This is a genomic window from Gordonia sp. X0973 (assembly GCF_013348785.1).
GTDB lineage: Bacteria > Actinomycetota > Actinomycetes > Mycobacteriales > Mycobacteriaceae > Gordonia.
Window position 1 is genome coordinate 1,081,726 of the sequence record NZ_CP054691.1, and the last position, 17,232, is coordinate 1,098,957.

The following is a 17,232-nucleotide window of genomic DNA, read 5'->3' on the forward strand; positions in this document are numbered from 1 at the left end:
TTTAGGATCGACGGATGCCTGGTTACCCCGCTGAAGTGGCAGAACAGTATCGGGAAGCCGGATATTGGATCGGCCAGACGCACAGCTCGATGCTTGCCGATTCCGTCGCCGCACATCCCGGGGCGATCGCGGTGAGCGACGACCGCCGGGCGCTGACCTATCGCGAACTGCTCGAGGGTTCGCGCCGTGTCGCCAACGGGATCGTCGAGCGCCACGACCTGCGGCCCGGCGACCGCGCGGTGGTCCAATTCCCGAACGTCGTCGACTACGTCGAGGTGCTGTTCGCGCTCTTCGACGCCGGTGTGCTGCCGGTGTTCGCCCTCGCGAGTCACAGCACCGCCGAGTTGGAAGACCTGGTGACGCGCTGCGACGCCGCCGCCTTCATTACCGCCGACACCGGCTCCGGTGCCGATTTCCGTGCGCATGCCGACCATCTCGCCCGGGTGCGGCCGACCATGTCCGACGGGCGCCCCTTCGCGACGATCGTCGCCGACCTCGACGCACCCGATCCGCTCGCCGCGGTCCGCAGCGCCAACGCCGATTCGACGGGCCGCTCCGGCGCCCCGTCCGACATCGCCTTCCTGCAGTTGTCCGGCGGGACGACGGGGGCGCCGAAGCTGATCGGGCGCACCCACGACGACTACCTCTACTCGGTGCGCGAATCGGCCCGCATCTGCGGCCTCGACGAGACCTCGGTGTTCGGGGTGGTGTTGCCGGTGTCGCACAACTTCACCATGAGCAGCCCGGGCATCCTCGGGGCGCTGTACGCCGGGGCCCACATCGTGATGGTGCCGGCCACGGATGCCCGAACGGTCTTCTCCGCGATCGCCGAGCACCGGATCACCCAGCTGTCGGCGGTGCCGCCGCTGGTCGCGACCTGGCTCGACTCGCCGGAGTCCACGCGGCACGACACGTCGTCGTTGCGCGTGCTGCAGGTCGGCGGGGCGAAGCTGCTGGAGACGGTCGCCCGGCGCATCCCGGAGGTGTTCGGCCGCGTCACCCTGCAGCAGGTGTTCGGGATGGCCGAGGGGCTGGTCAATTACACGCGGCTCGACGACGATGTCGAGCGCATCGTCTCCACGCAGGGGCGTCCCATCAGCCCGGCCGACGAGGTGCGGATCGTCGACGCCGACGGCAACGCCCTGCCCGACGGGCAGGAGGGCAGCCTGCAAACCCGCGGCCCGTACACGATCCGCGAGTATTGGGGCGGCGCGTCGCCGGAGTCGTTCACCGCCGACGGCTTCTACTGCACGGGCGACCGCGTCATCCGCGACGCCGCCGGCTATCTCACCGTCGTCGGGCGCGACAAGGACCAGATCAACCGGGCGGGGGAGAAGATCGCGCCGACCGAGGTGGAGGAGGCGCTGCTGCGGCACCCCGCGGTACGCGACGCCTCGGTGGTCGGCGCACCAGACGAGCGGCTCGGCGAGCGGATCGTCGCTTACGTGATCCCGTCCACGGCCGCGGTGCGGGACGAGGAAGTACCCGACGAGTTCGCCCTGCGCGGCTTCCTGCGGGAGGCCGGATTGGCGCGGTTCAAGATTCCCGACGACGTGCTCGTCGTCGACGAGTTCCCGACCACGGCTGTCGGCAAGGTGAGCAAGAAGGATCAGCGACGCGACGCCGGGACCTCCGGCGACGGTGCCACGACGGCCGCACCGGAGGCGAGCGGTAACCCCCTGGACGACGAGCGGCTGCGAGCCGATCTCGCCGACAAGCTGATGATCGATCCGGCGGCGCTGTCGGGAACGGTCCTGCTCGCCGACAGCGGGATCGACTCGTTGGCACTGATGGCGCTGCTGGACAAGTGGCGGGCCGCCGGGGCGGTGGGCCTGGACTTCGAGACCGTCGCACAGTCGCCGACCCTGGACGACCTCTTCGCGGCCGTCCGGCAGGCGGCCCGGTGACGGCGGTCGCGCCGGCACGCGGCGCGGCGCGGCGCGGACGGTCCGCCGGGCGCCTCGCCCTGTGGTGGGCGGTGTTGCTGCTGATCGTGGTCGCCCTGGTCTGTCTCAGCGTGTTCGTCGGCGCCCGCGACGTCAGCCCGGGGGCCGTGTGGGATGCGCTGACCGGATCGCGCCACGGCTTCGACCTCACCGCGGTCACCGGCTACCGCGTTCCGCGCGCGATTTTGGCGATCCTCGTCGGCGCCGCCCTCGGTGTCTCGGGCCTGCTGATCCAACGGCTGATGAGCAATCCGCTCGGCGACCCGCAGATCCTCGGCGTGAACGCCGGCGCCTCGCTCGCCATCGTCGTGATGGGGCTGTTCGGGCTGACCGCCATCTGGGCCTACGTCTGGTTCGCCTTCGCCGGGGCGATCATCGCCATGGCGATCGTCTACGCGCTCGGCACGGCCGGGCGCGGTCCGCTCACCCCGCTGCGGGTCACGATGGCCGGTATCGCGGTCACCGCGGTGCTCACCGGGCTGGTGCGCGGGGTCGCGCTGATGTGGCCGCACACCTTCGACAACATGCGCATCTGGGAGGTCGGCTCGGTCACCGGGCGCGACCTGTCCGTCGCCGCATGGGTGGCACCGTTCATCGTCGTCGGCATCGTCGTCGCGTTCGGGATCGCGCATGCGGTCGACGTGATCGGCATGGGCGACGAGATGGCCACCGCGCTCGGCGTCCGCGTCGGGCGGATCCGGGTCATCGCACTGGTCGCCGCCACGTTGCTGGCCGGGGCGGCGACAGCCGCCGCCGGGCCGATCGGGTTCGTCGGCCTCATGGTGCCGCACGCGATCCGGCTGACCCTGGGCGTCACCGGGCGGTGGGCGGTCGCCTTCGCCGTCCTCGGCGGTGCACTCGTGGTGCTGGCCGCCGACATCGTCGCGCGCCTGTTCAACGAGGACGCGATGCCCGTCGGGATCGTCACCGCCTTCGTCGGCGCGCCGATCCTGATCCTGTTGATCCGCAACTCGGCCGGGGCGAACCGATGAGCGCGCCGCCGGTGCCGATGGGACCCTCGACCGGGGGAAGGGCGGCCGGGATCGACTTCGGCCGGCCGCAGGTCGTCGTGCGGGTGGGCGGCTACTCACAACGGCTCGACCGCCGCGCGGTCCTCGTCGGCTCCCTCGTCGCGGTCCTGCTGGTCGTCGCCTTCGTCGGCGGGCTGGTGGCCGGGGACGACGGGGTCGGGCTGGCCAAGGTTCCCGCCGGTCTGTTCGGCGGCGACCAGCTGGCGGAGTTTGCCATCCGCGAACTGCAACTGCCGCGCGTCCTCGCCGCGATCGTCCTCGGCGCCGCGATGGCCCTGTCCGGCGGCATCTTCCAACTCCTGACGCGCAACCCCCTGGGCAGTCCCGATCTCATCGGCTTCGGTGTCGGCTCCTACACGGGCGCGCTGATCGCCTCCCTGCTCCTCGGCCTGGGCTTTGCCGGAATGTCATTGTTCGCGCTGGTCGGCGGCCTACTCACCGCGGCGGCGGTCTACCTGCTCGCCTACCGGGGCGGGGTCGGCGGATTCCGGTTGGTGATCACCGGTGTCGCGCTCAGCGCCATGCTCGCCGCGGTGAACTATTGGCTCATCCTGCGGGCCCCCAACCTCGACGACGCCATGCTCAGCGCGCAGTGGGGGGCGGGCACGCTCGACACCCCCGTCGCGCGCAATTGGTCCTACCTGTGGCCCGCCTTCGCCGTGGTCGCCGTCCTGGCGCTGGCGCTGGCACTGCTGGGCCCGCGCACCCGCGTCCTCGACCTCGGCCCCGACCTGGCGCGCGCGATGGGGGCCCAGACCCGCGCCGGGACGATCGCCCTGCCCGTCATCGGCGTGGCGCTGATCGCGGTGGCGACGACCATCGCCGGTCCGGTCGCCTTCGTGGCCCTGGCCGCGCCGCATATCGCGCGTCGGCTGTGCCGCTGCGGGCACACACCCTGGACCGTCACCGCCCTTGTCGGCGCCCTGCTGTTCCTGCTCGGCGACATCCTCGCCCAGCGGATCTCGGCGGTGGTCGGCGGATCGCTGCCCGTCGGCGTCATCACCGTGTGCGTCGGCGGGGTCTACCTCTGCTACCTGTTGTTCACCGAGATGAGGCGAGCCCGTGGCTGAACCCCTACCCGAATCCGACCGGCTCGCCGCGCGCGACGTCACGCTGGGCTACGACGGCACTGTCGTCGTCGACGGGCTGAGCCTGTCGATCCCCGACGACCGGTTCACCGTCATCATCGGGCCCAACGCCTGTGGGAAATCGACGCTGTTGAAGGCGCTGGCGCGGGTATTGGCCCCGACCGGTGGCGGCGTCGTACTCGACGGGAAGGCGATCGACTCCTATGCGCCGCGCGAGGTGGCGAAGATCCTCGGCCTGCTGCCGCAGTCGTCGACGCCGCCGGAGGACATCCGGGTGGCCGAGCTCGTCGCGCGCGGGCGGTTCCCGCACCAGGGCTTCCTGCGGAACTGGTCGCCCTACGACGAGCAGGTCGTGGCCGACGCCCTCGCCGCCACGCGCACCACCGAGCTGTCCGGGCACCGCGTCGACCAGCTCTCCGGCGGTCAGCGCCAGCGGGTGTGGGTCGCGATGGTGCTGGCGCAGCAGACGCCGCTCATCCTGCTCGACGAGCCGACCACCTTCCTCGACATCGCCCACCAGATCGAATTGCTCGAACTGTGCCGCTCGCTCAACCGTGAGCAGGGCCGGACCGTCGTGGCCGTGCTGCACGACCTGAACCAGGCGTGCCGCTACGCCGACCACATCGTCGCGATGCGTGACGGGCGCATCGTCGCGCAGGGCGAGCCGGCGCGGGTGGTGACCGAGGAGGTCGTGCAGGAGGTGTTCGGGCTGGCGTGCCGGATCATCGACGACCCGGAATCCGGCACACCGCTGGTTATCCCGAGGATGATGCAGCCATGACCGACCCCGCATCCGGCACCCTCGACCTGGCGCGACTGCCCGCGACGCGCCGCGACCTGCACGCCCATCCGGAATTGGCCTTCGACGAGCACCGCACCGCCGGGGTGATCGCCGACTACCTGCGCGGACTCGGCATCGAGGTGACGACGGGGATCGGCGGCACCGGCGTCGTCGGCGTGATCGTCGGCGGCCGACCGGGCCCGACGGTCGGCCTGCGGGCCGACATGGACGCGCTGCCCATCGTCGAAGAGCTGCCGCGCGAGCACGCGTCGACCGTCCAGGGCGTCATGCACGCCTGCGGTCACGACGGGCACTGCGCCATCCTGCTCGGTGCCGCCGAACTCCTTTCCACCGCACCCGATTTCGCGGGAACGGTCGTACTCGTCTTCCAACCGGCCGAGGAGGGCGGGGCCGGGGCCGCGGCGATGATCGCCGACGGGGTGCTCGAGAAGTTCGGGATCCTGGAGATCTACGGGCTGCACAACATCCCGGGCATTCCGGCCGGGCACTTCGCGGTGCGCCCGGGTACGCAGCTGGCCTCCTTCGACGACCTCGACATCGTGCTGCGCGCCACCGGCGGGCACGCGATGGCGCCGCATCTCACCGGTGACGTCATCGTCGCGGGTTCGGCGCTGGTCACCGAGCTGCAGACCGTCGTGGCGCGACGTCTGGACCCCCTGGTCCCCGCCGTCGTGTCGATCACCCAGTTCACCGCCGGGACGACCAACAACGTGCTCCCGCCGACCGCCCGCCTGCGCGGCACCGCCCGCTGTCTGGAGGCCGCGGCGCGCACGGAGATCGAGAAGCTGGTGCGGCAGATCTGCGAGTCGGTCGCCGCCGCACACGGCGTCGAGGTCGAGCTGACCTATGAGCACCGCTATCCGTGCACCGTGAACGACCCGGTCGCCGCGGCCCGCTCGGCCCGCGTCGCCGCCGGTCTGGTCGGTCCCGACCGTGTCGACCCGAACTGCGCGGGGATCCTCGCCGCGGAGGACTTCGCCTTTTTCCTGAACGAGATCCCGGGCGCCTATGCGTTCATCGGGAACGGGCCGATCACCGCGGAGTCCGGGCCGGTCCACAACCCGGCCTACGACTTCAACGACGCGATCATCGAGCCGGGGGCTCGGTACCTGGCCGCGATCGCCCGGCAGGCGTTGGCCGACCTGGCCTGATCAGCTCGGCCGGACCACCGTGAGCTTGCCGCTGATGTGCTGGCTCCCGTAGACGATTCCGGTCTTCTGGTCGACGACCACGGTGTGCACGGCGGCACCGGTCGGCAGGGTGGCGACGATCGCGCCCGAATCCGCGTTGAGCACCGTGATGGTCTTCTTCTGCAGATTCGCCGTATACGCGAGGCGCCGACCAGCGTCGAACGCGATCTTCGACGGCGAGGTCTTGGTGTCGATGGTCCGCACGACCCGGAGCGATGCCGGGTCGATGATCGAGATCTTGCCGGTGTCGAAGCTCGCGGCCCACACTCGGCCGGTCGTCGGGTCGACCTTCGGCCGGGAGTTCGACGGCGTCGGGATCTTCTTGATCACGCGCCCGGTGCGCAGGTCGACGACTGCCACGAAGTTGTTCTTCTTGGCCTCGTAGTCGGCGTTGCCGACGTAGAGCCGGTTGCGCCCGGCGTCCACGTCGAGGAAGGAGGCCTTGTACAGGTTGCCGATGTCGCCGATGTGGCGTCCGGCCGAGCTGAAGACGGCGACCTTGTCCGCGCCGTTGAGGCCGACGTAGAAGCGGCCGGTGGCCGGGTCGGCGACAGCGCCCATCGGGTGCGACTTCGGCAGGGAGGTGAGATTGCCCGGGCCGACGCGCTTGTCGTCCATCCCGAACACGGTGATACCGCTGGCGTGTGCGTTGGTGACCAGCACCCGACCGCGTCGGGAGTCGATGGCGAGACCGTCCGGCACCTGCTTGACCGGGATGAGTTCGGCGCCGCCGATCATCATCATCCCGCCGGGCTGGTTGGCCAGGTCGATGGAGCGAACCGGCCGGTTGGTCGTGGTGTCGAAGACCTCGACCTTGGGGCGCACGGGATCCGGGCTCGGGATGAAATCCGAGCCGCGGGTGCGCAGCGAGTCGTTGTTGTCGGCGATGAACAGGCGGTTGCGGCCCTGGTCGAGGGCGAGTTCGCCGCCGCTCGCGACACCGGCCGGGACCGACGACACCGCGAAGCGCGGGGCCGCACCGGCCGGGGCGATCGGGGAGAGCAGCGCTGTCGAGGCGGTGACGGCGACAGCGGCGGCGGTCAGCGAGCTGCGAAGAAGACGGCGATCCATGAGGTAATCCTAACCTAGGCTCCGGCCGTGGACCGGAGATGGGCTCTCGATCACCTCGGAGAGGCGGGCCCGCGGAGTCCGGCATAAGCACCAGCCTCCCTTGAGTGCTGGCACTCTCGGGTATAGAGTGCTAGTCGGCACTGTGAGATCCCTCGTTCACCCGCGACGGCGAGGGTTTGTCCGAGCAGGGCCACAAACGTCAGCGTTTTTCGTTCAGGAATGAAAGTAGAGGACTCACATCGTGGCGAGTGTGAACATCAAGCCGCTCGAGGACAAGATCCTGGTCCAGGCGCTCGAGGCCGAGACCACCACCGCTTCTGGCCTGGTGATCCCGGATACGGCGAAGGAGAAGCCCTCCGAGGGCAAGGTCATCGCCGTGGGCCCGGGTCGCTGGGACGACGCGGGTGCCAAGCGCATCCCGGTGGACGTCGCCGAGGGCGAAACCGTGATCTACAGCAAGTACGGCGGGACCGAGATCAAGTACGACGGCCAGGATTACCTGATCCTGTCCGCGCGCGACGTTCTCGCCGTCGTCGGCAAGTAATACGCCGCAAGCGTAAGACCGCCCCGGGCCGATTGGCCCGGGGCGGTCTTGTCTTGTCGTCTGTGTCGTGCTCAGCCGGCCAGTTTGCCGCGCCGGCCGCGTCCCTTGAGGATCATCGCCCGCTCGGACTCGCCCAGGCCGCCCCAGATGCCGTACGGTTCGCCGACGCGCAGCGCGTGCTCGCGGCACTGCGCCAGGACCGGGCAACTGTGGCACAGTTCCTTGGCTCGCCGCTCGCGCCGGGCGCGGGCACTGCCGCGCTCGCCGTCGGGGTGGAAGAAGACTGACGATTCTTCGCCCCGGCAGGTGCCCAGGCGCTGCCAGTCCCAGATGTCGGCGTTCGGGCCGGGTAGCGATGGAAGCGACATGATGCGTCTCCTTGGGTGTCGTCGTTGTTGCAGCCCCGGGGTCGGGGCGTTCTCGGGCCCCTTGTGGGGTGCCCTCGCGGCCACAGTAAACACGCGCAACGACATAAGTCAATTTACTGAATCCAATATCGAGGATAGTAAAAATTACACCAGATTTAACGTTCTGGTTACTGGTCAGAAGGGTCTGGACCTGATACTGGAGTATCGGGTCCGACCTGACCGATCGAGCACCGATCAAGCACCGACCACATGCCGCGGGACCCTCCGATAGCGTTGGCGCTCATGGTGGACCTGGTGGCGGCGCAGGCGTCGTGGACGGAGGCCGTGGCCGTCGGCGCGACCGGTGCGGTCGCACGCGCGCGGAGCCTGCTCGACCGCCTCGACGCCGCGCTCGGTCCGTGCGGCGATCCGACCGCGCGCGCACTGCTCTCCCTGTCCGCCAGCACCCGCGGGTCGTGGCTGCGCCAGTCCAACCGACATCGAGCCGCGCTGCGTTTCGACGGGGAGGCGGCGCGGCTGGTCGCCGAGGGCTTCGGGCGGACACCGCCGAGGGGGCTGCCCCGCGCCGCGTTCGCCGACGCCCTGATCGGCCTGGCCGCCGACGAACTGGGGTTGGGTCGGTTCGACGATTCGTCGCGCCTGTTGCGGCGGGTGCGCACCGCCCTCGATGCGGACGGCGGCGAACCGGGGGAGCGGCCCTGGTTGACCGACGGCCGCGTCGAACTGCGCTGGCGCTGGGTCATGGCCGAGAACGCGCTCTACCGAGGGGACGCCGAATCCGGTTCCCGCTGGGCGCGCGCCGCCGGTGACTTGGGACGCGAGGCGCCGACGGCGCACCACCGGCTCAAGACGCGCCTGATCGCCGCGGCGGCGGCAGCGGCGACCGGGGATCGCACCCTGGCGGCCGACGAGGCGGCGGCGGTGGCGCGGGAGGCCGCGAGCAACCGGCTGGTGCCGCTGGAGTGGGCCGCGGCGCAGTTGGCGGCGGGGGTCGACTCCTGTGACTGGGCGCCGCGCCGCATCGTCGAGACATCCGCGGCGCTGCGCGAATCCGGGTTTGCCGAGGCGGCGGATTTCGGAACTGTCGGCGACGGCGGATAGGCTGGATCGGCGATTGTGGACCCGGGCGTTTTCGGATGCCCCGGCCACGTGTAACACGGGGATTGCAGCTGACGATGAAACTTACGGGTGACGCGCTTGATACGGCCGTCCTGGCCGCTGGCCAGGGTGACCGGCAGGCGCTAGCCGACGTTCTCGAAAGCATCCAGGAGCCACTTCTGCGGTACTGCCGGGGACGGATCGGAGTCGGAGAACGCCACCTGTTCTCCGCTGATGACATCGCGCAGGAGGCATTGATGGCGGTGATGACGGCGCTGCCCCGGTATCGGGATGAAGGCCGTCCGTTCCTGGCGTTCGCCTACGGAATCACCGCGCACAAGGTCGCCGACGCGATGCGCGTCCTGCACCGGACGAAGGCCGACCCGACCGACGAGTTGCCCGAGGGGGTCAGCTTCTCCGACAGTCCCGAGCAGCACGCCGTGCATGCGGACGGGAATCGTCGGATGACGGCTCTACTGGCGACGCTGCCGGAGAAGCAGCGCGAGATTCTCGTGTTGCGCCTGGTGGTGGGACTGTCCGCCGAGGAGACCGCCGACGCGGTGGGGTCGACGCCGGGAGCCGTGCGCGTCGCCCAACACCGTGCGTTGGCGAAACTGCGCGACCAGATCTCCGGGCGCGCCCGATGACCACTGAGAACGAGAGGCGATCACCGATGAGCGATCAAGCGAATACCGACCTCGCGAACGTTGACGTCGCCGCGATCACCCGTGACGAGGAGATGGTCGAGGCCCTCGGCCTCGGGCTGCCGGTCGTCGCCGACACCCCGGCCGATTTCGAGCTGGCGCAGATGCTGGTCGACTGGCGTCAGAGCGTCCACGCCGGACCCGTGGACAACCCGATCACCGTCGACGACGTGGAGCACGCCATCGCCGCGTCGGCCGCGGCGCAGCGCAAGTCTCGCAGCACCGGACGGCACCTGCGACTCGTCGCCGGGGCCGCCGCGGTCATCGGGGTGGCGCTCGGCGGGCTGACGATCATGTCCGAGGGCGCGCATCCCGGCGATCCGCTGTGGAATGTCAAGAAGGTCGTGTACCCGACGAAGGCCGTGCAGACACAGGCGTCCTATGACGCGCAGCTGCAGATCGCGTCGGCGGAGAAGGCGCTGGCCGCCGGGAAGCCCGACGACGCCAAGGCCGCACTGAAGCGTGCGCAGGCCAGCCTGACCCCGATTGCGAATCAGCAGGACCGGGCGCCGCTCGACGCGGCCATCGGGCGCCTGACCGCCTCGGCCGAGGCCGCGATCAAGGCCGCGACTCCGGCACCGCCGAAGAAGCTGCCGCCGCATCGGCCGATCTACACGCCGCCGCCGGTGACCGACTACATGCCGCGCTTCACGCCTCCGCCGGTTCCGCAGCCGCAGTACACGCCGCCACCGGTGCAGCGCCAGGTGCCCGCGCCGGAACCGCAGCCGGAGTACACCGCGCCCCCGGCTCCGCGGCCGAAGCCGCGCGGACCGATCTCGATTCTGCCGAACTGATCGGTGGTCAGCGCCGTCCGCGGCGCGCCTGGCCGTCGGCGTAGCCGCGGCAGTAGTCCCAGGTCACATAGTCTTCCGGGCGGGGGTCGACGGCGGGCTCGTGCGGCCGCACGGTGCCGTCGACGAGTAGCTGCTGGAGATTCGCGCGCAGCATGTCCCAGTCGTGGTAGTGGTCCTCGTTGCAGTCGTCGCACATGACCACCAGGCCGCGCACGCCCTCGGGTGCCAACAGGGATTCGTAGACGGCGAGATCGGCCAGGTCCTCTTCGACGGCCAGACGCTCGGCGAGGTCCAGCGGGATCCCCGGCTCGACGGAATCGAGTACCCCGGCGGGGTCGCTCGGGTCATCGGCGAACGGGTCCGGCGGCAGGCCGGGCGGATTCAGGTTGGCCACCTCTCCACCGTAGCCGATCGCAGGTGGCGGGTCGGTGCGGCGCACGGCTGTGACCGGCGACATTATCGGTGACGGGGCCGGACGGGGGCATTGCCGAAGCCGCTAGGATGGGGCAATGGTGAATGTGCGGACCGGTGGCGACGATCCCGACAAAGTGGCAATGCTCGGCTTGACGTTCGACGATGTGCTGCTCTTGCCGGCCGCGTCGGATGTCATCCCCTCCGACGTGGACACGTCGTCGAGGCTGACCAAGAGCATTTCGCTGCGCGTACCCCTCGTCTCGTCGGCGATGGACACGGTCACCGAGGCGCGGATGGCCATCGCGATGGCCCGGGCCGGCGGCATGGGCGTGCTGCACCGCAATCTCTCGGTGGAGGCGCAGGCCTCGCAGGTGGAGACGGTCAAGCGCTCCGAGGCGGGCATGGTGACCGACCCGGTGACCTGCACCCCGGCGCACACGCTCGCCGAGGTCGACGCGATGTGTGCCCGCTACCGCATCTCCGGGCTGCCCGTCGTCGACGAGAAGGGTGAGCTCGTCGGCATCATCACCAACCGCGACATGCGGTTCGAGGTGGACCAGCGTCGCCCGGTCGCCGACGTCATGACGCCCGCGCCGCTGATCACCGCCCAGGAGGGCGTCTCGGCCGACGCGGCGCTGAACCTGCTGCGCCGCCACAAGATCGAGAAGCTGCCGATCGTCGACGGCGCCGGACGGCTCACCGGCCTGATCACCGTCAAGGACTTCGTGAAGACCGAGCAGCATCCGCTCGCCACGAAGGATGCCGACGGAAGGCTCCTCGTCGGCGCCGCCGTCGGTGCCGGTGACGAGGCGTGGACGCGCGCGATGGCGCTGGCCGACGCCGGCGTCGACGTGCTCATCGTCGACAGTGCCCACGGACATTCGCGCGGCGTGCTCGACATGATCGGCAAGTTGAAGGCAGAGGTCGGGGGGCGCGTGCAGCTCGTCGGCGGCAACGTGGCCACCCGTTCGGGTGCGCAGGCGCTGATGGAGGCGGGCGTCGACGCGGTGAAGGTCGGCGTCGGACCGGGCTCGATCTGCACGACGCGCGTCGTCGCCGGTGTGGGCGCCCCGCAGATCACCGCGATCATGGAGGCCGTGGCTGCCTGCAACCAGGCCGGTATCCCGGTGATCGCCGACGGCGGTCTGCAGTACTCCGGCGACATCGCCAAGGCGCTGGCTGCAGGGGCGTCGACGGCGATGCTCGGCTCGCTGCTGGCCGGCACCGCCGAGTCGCCGGGTGAGCTGATCCTGGTCAACGGCAAGCAGTTCAAGAGCTACCGCGGCATGGGCTCGCTCGGTGCGATGCAGGGCCGCGGCCAGGGCAAGTCCTACTCGAAGGACCGGTATTTCCAGGACGACGTGCTCTCGGAGGAGAAGCTGGTGCCCGAGGGGATCGAGGGGCGCGTGCCGTTCCGCGGTCCGCTCGGCGAGGTCATCCACCAGTTGGTCGGCGGCCTGCGCGCGGCGATGGGTTACACCGGCGCCGCCACCATCCCCGATCTGCAGCAGGCGAAGTTCGTGCAGATCACCGCGGCCGGGCTCAAGGAGTCGCACCCGCACGACGTGACGCTGACGGCCGAAGCACCCAACTACTATTCTCGCTGACCGGTACGTCCGGAGATTCATGATGCCGGCGCGACGCCCGGCAGGAAGGCGCGGTCCTCGTGCGTGATCTTGTGGAATTTGGGATGGGGCGGACGGCCCGTCGCACCTATGAATTGGCCGATATCAGCATCGTGCCGTCGCGGCGGACCCGGTCGTCGAAGGATGTGTCGACGGCGTGGCAGATCGACGCGTACCGGTTCGGCGCGCCGATCCTCGCGCATCCGACCGATGCCCTGATGTCGCCGGACACGGCCGTCGAACTCGGCCGCCTCGGCGGTCTGGGCGTCCTCAACGCGGAGGGGTTGTGGGCGCGGCATGCCGACGCCGACGAGAAGGTCGCCGCGCTGCTCGACGTCGCCGAGAACGATCCCGATCCGCGCGCCGCGGTCCGTTTCCTGCAGCATCTGCATTCGGCGCCGATCGACACCGGTCTGCTGGCCCAGGCGGTGTCGCGGGTGCGTGAAGCAGGTGTGACCACCGCCGTGCGCGTCAGCCCGCAGCGTGCCGCCGAACTCACCCCGACGCTGCTCAAGGCGGGCGTCGAGGTCCTGGTCGTCCACGGCACCATCATCTCCGCCGAGCACGTCGCCGAGGGCGGCGGCGACCCGCTCAACCTCAAGACCTTCATCGCCGACCTCGATGTGCCGGTGATCGCCGGCGGCGTCCACGACCACCGCACGGCGCTGCACCTGATGCGCACCGGGGCCGCCGGGGTGATCGTCGGCTACGGCGCGACCGAGGGTTCCACCACGACCAACGACGTGCTGGGCATCGGCGTGCCGATGGCCACCGCGATCGCCGACGCCGCGGCCGCGCGCCGCGACTACCTCGACGAGACCGGTGGTCGCTACGTCCACGTCCTGGCCGACGGCGACGTGAACACCTCCGGCGACCTCGCCAAGGCGATCGCCTGCGGTGCCGACGCCGTGGTGCTCGGCTCCCCGCTGGCGTCGGCGTCGAGCGCGCCGGGCGGCGGCTGGTATTGGACCTCGTCGGCCGCGCACCCGGACACCCCGCGGGGCGCGATGCTGCAGATTTCGACGCCCGACGACCGGCCCTCGCTCGAGCAGATCCTCAACGGCCCGTCCGACGACCCCTTCGGCGAGCTGAACCTCGTGGGTGCGCTGCGCCGCTCGATGGCCAAGGCGGGTTACAGCGACCTGAAGGAGTTCCAGAAGGTCGGCCTCTCCGTCCGCGACTGACGCCGAGTGGGCACCCCAACCCCGCCGAGTGGGCACCCCAACCCCGCCGAGTGGGCACCCCAACCCCGCCGACTGGGCACCCCAACCCCGCCGAGTGGGCACCCCAACCCCGCCGAGTGGGCACCCCAACCCCGCCGAGTGGGCACCCCAACCCCGCCGAGTGGGCACCCCAACCCCGCCGAGTGGGCACCGGGGCCACCCGTTCCGCCAATGCGACAATGGACGTTGTGACATGCCAGCTATGATCACTGCATGTCTCGCAGCCCACAGGACAGTCACTTTGACGTGCTCATCATCGGTTCCGGCTTCGGCGGCAGCGTCAGCGCGCTCCGTCTGACAGAGAAGGGGTACCGCGTCGGGGTGATCGAGGCCGGACGACGGTTCACCGACGAGCAGCACGCCAAGACCAGCTGGCGACTGCGGAAGTTCGTCTGGGCACCGAAACTCGGCCTGCTCGGCGTGCAGCGCATCCACCTCCTCAAGGACGTGATGATCCTGGCCGGGGCAGGCGTCGGCGGTGGTTCGCTGAACTACGCCAACACGCTGTACAAGCCGCCGTCACCCTTCTTCAACGACAAGCAGTGGGCGCACATCACCGACTGGGAGTCCGAGCTCACCCCGTACTACGACCAGGCCAGCCGCATGCTGGGCGTCGTGAAGAATCCGACGTTCACCAACTCCGACCGCATCATGAAGGAGGTCGCCGAGGACATGGGCGTCGGCGACACCTTCGTCACGACGCCGGTGGGCGTCTTCTTCGGCGCCAAGACCGGGGGAGCGGGCGAGCCGGGCGAGACCGTGCCCGACCCGTACTTCGGCGGTGCCGGCCCCGAGCGCACCGCCTGCACCGAGTGCGGCTCGTGCATGACGGGTTGCCGCGTCGGCGCGAAGAACACGCTGGTCAAGAACTATCTCGGGCTGGCCGAGTCGGCCGGTGCGCAGGTGATCGAGCGGACCACCGTCGACGGTCTGCGGCAGCGCGGTGACGGCACCTGGGAGGTGTCGACGCGCGGCTCGTCGTCGTGGGGTCCCTTCGGTGCGCGCAAGCGGACCTTCACCGCCGACAACGTCGTCATGGCGGCCGGCACCTTCAACACGCAGAAGCTGATGCATGCGGCCAAGGGGTCGACGCTGCCGAAGATCTCCGACGCGATGGGCGTCCTCACCCGGACCAACTCCGAGTCGATCCTCGGTGCGATGAGCAGCAAGATCGACCCGGACTCCGACTTCTCCGAGGGCGTCGCCATCACCTCGTCGTTCCACCCGGATTCCTCGACGCATATCGAGCCGGTCCGCTACGGCAAGGGCTCGAATGCGATGGCCTACCTGCAGACGATCCTCACCGACGGCGGCACGCGGCTGTACCGCATCCGCCAGCTGCTTCGGGTGCTGCTGACCCACCCGTGGTATCTCGCACGCCTCCTGGTACCCAAGGGGTGGAGCCAGAAGACGGTCATCGCGCTGGTCATGCAGTCGTCGGACAATTCGCTGACGACCTTCGTCCGCAAGCGCGGGCCGTTCAAGTACGTCACCAGCCGCCAGGGGCACGGCGAGCCGAATCCGACGTGGATCCCGGCGGGCAACGAGGCGACGCGGCTGATGGCCGACAAGCTGCCCGGCGGGTTGGCCGGCGGTACGTGGGGCGACATCTTCAACATTCCGCTGACCGCCCACTACCTGGGCGGATGTGTGATCTCCGACGACCCGGCCGTCGGCGTCATCGACCCGTATCACCGCGTGTGGAACTACCCGTCGCTCTACGTCGTCGACGGTGCGTCGATCACCGCGAACCTGGGGGTGAACCCGTCGCTCTCGATCAGCGCGCAGGCCGAGCGGGCCGCGTCGCTGTGGCCGAACAAGGGCGAGGAAGACCGGCGTCCGCCGCAGGGTGAGCCGTATGTCCGCATCCAGCCCGTCGAGCCGGTGGCGCCGGTCGTGCCCGCCGACGCCCCGGGTGCGCTGCGGCTTCCGATCACGCCGGTCGCGTCCGGTCGGACGGCCTCGAAGAAGGCGCAGAAGGCCGCCGGATGAGCGCCGACTGGCGCGCGGAGCGGGCCGACGAGATTCGCGGATTGATCCGACGGGGAGCCCCCGACGTCGTCGAAGAGGCGAAGTGGGTCAAGCCGTCGAATCCCGACGGTGTGCCGACGTTCAGCTCGTCAGGCCTGCTCTGCACGCTGGAGACGTACAAGGACAAGGTGAAGGTCACCTTCGCCAAGGGGGCGTCGCTGCCCGATCCCGCGCACGTCTTCAACGCCAGCCTGACCGCGGGGACCCGTCGTGCCGTCGACGTCGGGGAGAACGACGTGCTCGACGCCGACGCCTTCGTCGAACTCATCCGCGCCGCCGTCGCGCTGAACGAGGCGAAGTAGGAATTCTGTTCGACCAGCTGGATGTGGCGTCCGGCGCTGTGTTGATCTACCGCTAATCGGAGCCATGCCGCGCCCGATGCGGATGGTTGGATCATCTCCGCTCGCGGGGGGAGCGCACTCGTGTTTACCCGGTAAACACCGGCAGCCAGGGACCATCCCTCGGCGAGGGAGCAACTCGTGACGGTCAAATATCGAGATCGTCAAGATCGATTTTAGCGTTTGAGTGGTCAAGCTCGACGGGCTGTTACCAGCCTTGGGGGTGGCTTGAGGCTGTCCATCATTGATATCATTCTTGATATCAAGAAGGAGGTGATCGTGGTGGCCTCAGTCGTCATCCGGGGTCTTGACGACTCGGTGAAGGAGCAGCTTGCCGCGCAGGCTAGGGCGCACGGCCGGTCGATGGAGGCCGAGCTGCGCGACATCCTGACCCGGGCCGTGCGACGGCCCAATATCGGGCTGGCGATGTACCAGGCGTCGCGTGAACTCGGTGGGATCGACCTCGAAATCCCGGCGCGTACCGACATCGCCCGGGCAGTGGACTTCGAGTGATCGTCCTCGACACGAACGTCATCTCGGAGGTTCTTCGGAAGCGCCCCGATCCATCCGTTCTCGCGTGGATGGAGTCCCTGACCGGCGAGGTGGCGATCACGGCGATGACTGCCGCCGAACTCCTCGCCGGGGTACGACGACTTCCGGCAGGTAAACGTCGGGCTGCGCTCGGCTCCATGATTGAGACGGTGTTGCGGACATACCGTGATGGTGGCGTGGTGCTCCCGTTCGACGAGGGCGCCGCCGCGGAGTATGCAGAGGTGCTATTCCTCCGAGAGAGGGTCGGTCTGCCGATCACGACTGCCGATGCGCAGATCGCGGCGATCTGCAGATCGAAACACGCGGTATGCGCGACACGAAACGTGCGGGACTTCGCCAAGACCGGTATCGAACTGGTCGACCCCTGGGCTACCCGGTGAACTCTGAGGGTGTTGCGATAACCCTGTGCTCGA

18 protein-coding genes are annotated in these 17,232 nt (G+C 69.6%); 15 read left to right on the plus strand and 3 right to left on the minus strand.

The features are described 5' to 3' along the window. The first annotated feature begins 14 nt into the window (after positions 1 to 14). The 5 genes from HUN08_RS05330 to HUN08_RS05350 are packed head-to-tail and all read left to right on the plus strand — an operon-like array spanning position 15 to position 6,018. A complete protein-coding gene (locus tag HUN08_RS05330; protein WP_124247895.1) occupies positions 15 to 1,907 on the plus strand; it encodes an AMP-binding protein in 1,893 nt (630 codons plus the stop codon). Beyond that, a complete protein-coding gene (locus HUN08_RS05335) occupies positions 1,904 to 2,938 on the plus strand; it encodes an iron ABC transporter permease (protein WP_124247896.1) in 1,035 nt (344 codons plus the stop codon). The genes HUN08_RS05330 and HUN08_RS05335 overlap by 4 nt, the downstream gene beginning before the upstream one ends. Further along, a complete protein-coding gene (locus HUN08_RS05340; RefSeq protein ID WP_301546904.1) occupies positions 2,935 to 4,047 on the plus strand; it encodes an iron chelate uptake ABC transporter family permease subunit in 1,113 nt (370 codons plus the stop codon). The genes HUN08_RS05335 and HUN08_RS05340 overlap by 4 nt, the downstream gene beginning before the upstream one ends. Continuing rightward, a complete protein-coding gene (locus HUN08_RS05345; RefSeq protein WP_124247897.1) occupies positions 4,040 to 4,846 on the plus strand; it encodes an ABC transporter ATP-binding protein in 807 nt (268 codons plus the stop codon). The genes HUN08_RS05340 and HUN08_RS05345 overlap by 8 nt, the downstream gene beginning before the upstream one ends. After that, a complete protein-coding gene (locus HUN08_RS05350) occupies positions 4,843 to 6,018 on the plus strand; it encodes an amidohydrolase (protein ID WP_124247898.1) in 1,176 nt (391 codons plus the stop codon). Before HUN08_RS05345 ends, HUN08_RS05350 begins: the two co-directional genes overlap by 4 nt. On the opposite strand, the gene HUN08_RS05355 is transcribed toward HUN08_RS05350, so the two are convergent. Beyond that, positions 6,019 to 7,128 carry a YncE family protein gene (locus tag HUN08_RS05355; protein ID WP_124247899.1) on the minus strand — a complete coding sequence of 370 codons (1,110 nt, stop codon included), beginning with the start codon at positions 7,126 to 7,128 and terminating at the stop codon, positions 6,019 to 6,021. It lies immediately after the preceding gene. Positions 7,129 to 7,369: 241 nt separating this feature from the next. On the opposite strand from HUN08_RS05355, the gene groES reads away from it, so the two are divergent. Beyond that, positions 7,370 to 7,672 carry a co-chaperone GroES gene (groES, locus tag HUN08_RS05360; RefSeq protein ID WP_124247900.1) on the plus strand — a complete coding sequence of 101 codons (303 nt, stop codon included), beginning with the start codon at positions 7,370 to 7,372 and terminating at the stop codon, positions 7,670 to 7,672. Between the two features lie 71 nt (positions 7,673 to 7,743). Here groES and HUN08_RS05365 read toward each other — a convergent pair whose 3' ends face one another. Continuing rightward, positions 7,744 to 8,040, minus strand: coding sequence for a WhiB family transcriptional regulator (locus tag HUN08_RS05365; RefSeq protein WP_124247901.1), 297 nt, complete (start codon positions 8,038 to 8,040; stop codon positions 7,744 to 7,746). Positions 8,041 to 8,322: 282 nt separating this feature from the next. Here HUN08_RS05365 and HUN08_RS05370 point away from each other — a divergent pair, with 282 nt between their 5' ends. The 3 genes from HUN08_RS05370 to HUN08_RS05380 all read left to right on the plus strand — a co-directional run bounded on the left by HUN08_RS05370 (position 8,323) and on the right by HUN08_RS05380 (position 10,636). Next, positions 8,323 to 9,141 (plus strand): hypothetical protein, encoded by an 819-nt coding sequence (locus tag HUN08_RS05370; protein WP_124247902.1) that lies wholly within the window; start codon positions 8,323 to 8,325, stop codon positions 9,139 to 9,141. 74 nt (positions 9,142 to 9,215) lie between these two features. Then, positions 9,216 to 9,785 carry a sigma-70 family RNA polymerase sigma factor gene (locus HUN08_RS05375; RefSeq protein ID WP_124247903.1) on the plus strand — a complete coding sequence of 190 codons (570 nt, stop codon included), beginning with the start codon at positions 9,216 to 9,218 and terminating at the stop codon, positions 9,783 to 9,785. Positions 9,786 to 9,811: 26 nt separating this feature from the next. Beyond that, entirely contained in the window at positions 9,812 to 10,636 is an 825-nt protein-coding gene (locus tag HUN08_RS05380) for an anti-sigma-D factor RsdA (RefSeq protein WP_165353336.1), read from the plus strand. Positions 10,637 to 10,643: 7 nt separating this feature from the next. On the opposite strand, the gene HUN08_RS05385 is transcribed toward HUN08_RS05380, so the two are convergent. After that, positions 10,644 to 11,030, minus strand: a complete 387-nt coding sequence (locus HUN08_RS05385; protein ID WP_124247905.1) for a DUF5319 domain-containing protein — start codon at positions 11,028 to 11,030, stop codon at positions 10,644 to 10,646. A gap of 115 nt (positions 11,031 to 11,145) precedes the next feature. On the opposite strand from HUN08_RS05385, the gene guaB reads away from it, so the two are divergent. The 6 genes from guaB to HUN08_RS05415 all read left to right on the plus strand — a co-directional run bounded on the left by guaB (position 11,146) and on the right by HUN08_RS05415 (position 17,199). After that, positions 11,146 to 12,657 (plus strand): IMP dehydrogenase, encoded by a 1,512-nt coding sequence (guaB, locus tag HUN08_RS05390; RefSeq protein WP_124247906.1) that lies wholly within the window; start codon positions 11,146 to 11,148, stop codon positions 12,655 to 12,657. A gap of 59 nt (positions 12,658 to 12,716) precedes the next feature. Next, the gene (locus HUN08_RS05395) at positions 12,717 to 13,859 is read left to right on the plus strand and encodes a GuaB3 family IMP dehydrogenase-related protein (RefSeq protein WP_124247907.1); all 1,143 of its coding nucleotides are present in this window, start codon (positions 12,717 to 12,719) and stop codon (positions 13,857 to 13,859) included. 252 nt (positions 13,860 to 14,111) lie between these two features. Next, a complete protein-coding gene (locus tag HUN08_RS05400; protein WP_124248183.1) occupies positions 14,112 to 15,890 on the plus strand; it encodes an FAD-dependent oxidoreductase in 1,779 nt (592 codons plus the stop codon). Next, on the plus strand, positions 15,887 to 16,231 hold the full coding sequence (locus HUN08_RS05405) for a DUF1801 domain-containing protein (RefSeq protein WP_124248182.1): 345 nt from the start codon (positions 15,887 to 15,889) through the stop codon (positions 16,229 to 16,231). The genes HUN08_RS05400 and HUN08_RS05405 overlap by 4 nt, the downstream gene beginning before the upstream one ends. A gap of 264 nt (positions 16,232 to 16,495) precedes the next feature. Continuing rightward, positions 16,496 to 16,780 (plus strand): Arc family DNA-binding protein, encoded by a 285-nt coding sequence (locus tag HUN08_RS05410; RefSeq protein WP_301546905.1) that lies wholly within the window; start codon positions 16,496 to 16,498, stop codon positions 16,778 to 16,780. Then, positions 16,777 to 17,199 carry a type II toxin-antitoxin system VapC family toxin gene (locus HUN08_RS05415; RefSeq protein ID WP_124248181.1) on the plus strand — a complete coding sequence of 141 codons (423 nt, stop codon included), beginning with the start codon at positions 16,777 to 16,779 and terminating at the stop codon, positions 17,197 to 17,199. The genes HUN08_RS05410 and HUN08_RS05415 overlap by 4 nt, the downstream gene beginning before the upstream one ends. The last annotated feature ends 33 nt before the right edge of the window (positions 17,200 to 17,232 follow it).

Excerpts from the sequence above, each read along its gene's own strand:
- HUN08_RS05330 (WP_124247895.1), top strand. The coding sequence starts at position 15 with ATGCCTGGTTACCCCGCTGAAGTGGCAGAACAGTATCGGGAAGCCGGA.
- HUN08_RS05340 (WP_301546904.1), top strand. The coding sequence starts at position 2,935 with ATGAGCGCGCCGCCGGTGCCGATGGGACCCTCGACCGGGGGAAGGGCG.
- HUN08_RS05350 (WP_124247898.1), top strand. The coding sequence starts at position 4,843 with ATGACCGACCCCGCATCCGGCACCCTCGACCTGGCGCGACTGCCCGCG.
- HUN08_RS05355 (WP_124247899.1), bottom strand. The coding sequence starts at position 7,128 with ATGGATCGCCGTCTTCTTCGCAGCTCGCTGACCGCCGCCGCTGTCGCC.
- HUN08_RS05365 (WP_124247901.1), bottom strand. The coding sequence starts at position 8,040 with ATGTCGCTTCCATCGCTACCCGGCCCGAACGCCGACATCTGGGACTGG.
- HUN08_RS05370 (WP_124247902.1), top strand. The coding sequence starts at position 8,323 with ATGGTGGACCTGGTGGCGGCGCAGGCGTCGTGGACGGAGGCCGTGGCC.
- HUN08_RS05375 (WP_124247903.1), top strand. The coding sequence starts at position 9,216 with ATGAAACTTACGGGTGACGCGCTTGATACGGCCGTCCTGGCCGCTGGC.
- HUN08_RS05380 (WP_165353336.1), top strand. The coding sequence starts at position 9,812 with ATGAGCGATCAAGCGAATACCGACCTCGCGAACGTTGACGTCGCCGCG.
- guaB (WP_124247906.1), top strand. The coding sequence starts at position 11,146 with ATGGTGAATGTGCGGACCGGTGGCGACGATCCCGACAAAGTGGCAATG.
- HUN08_RS05400 (WP_124248183.1), top strand. The coding sequence starts at position 14,112 with ATGTCTCGCAGCCCACAGGACAGTCACTTTGACGTGCTCATCATCGGT.
- HUN08_RS05405 (WP_124248182.1), top strand. The coding sequence starts at position 15,887 with ATGAGCGCCGACTGGCGCGCGGAGCGGGCCGACGAGATTCGCGGATTG.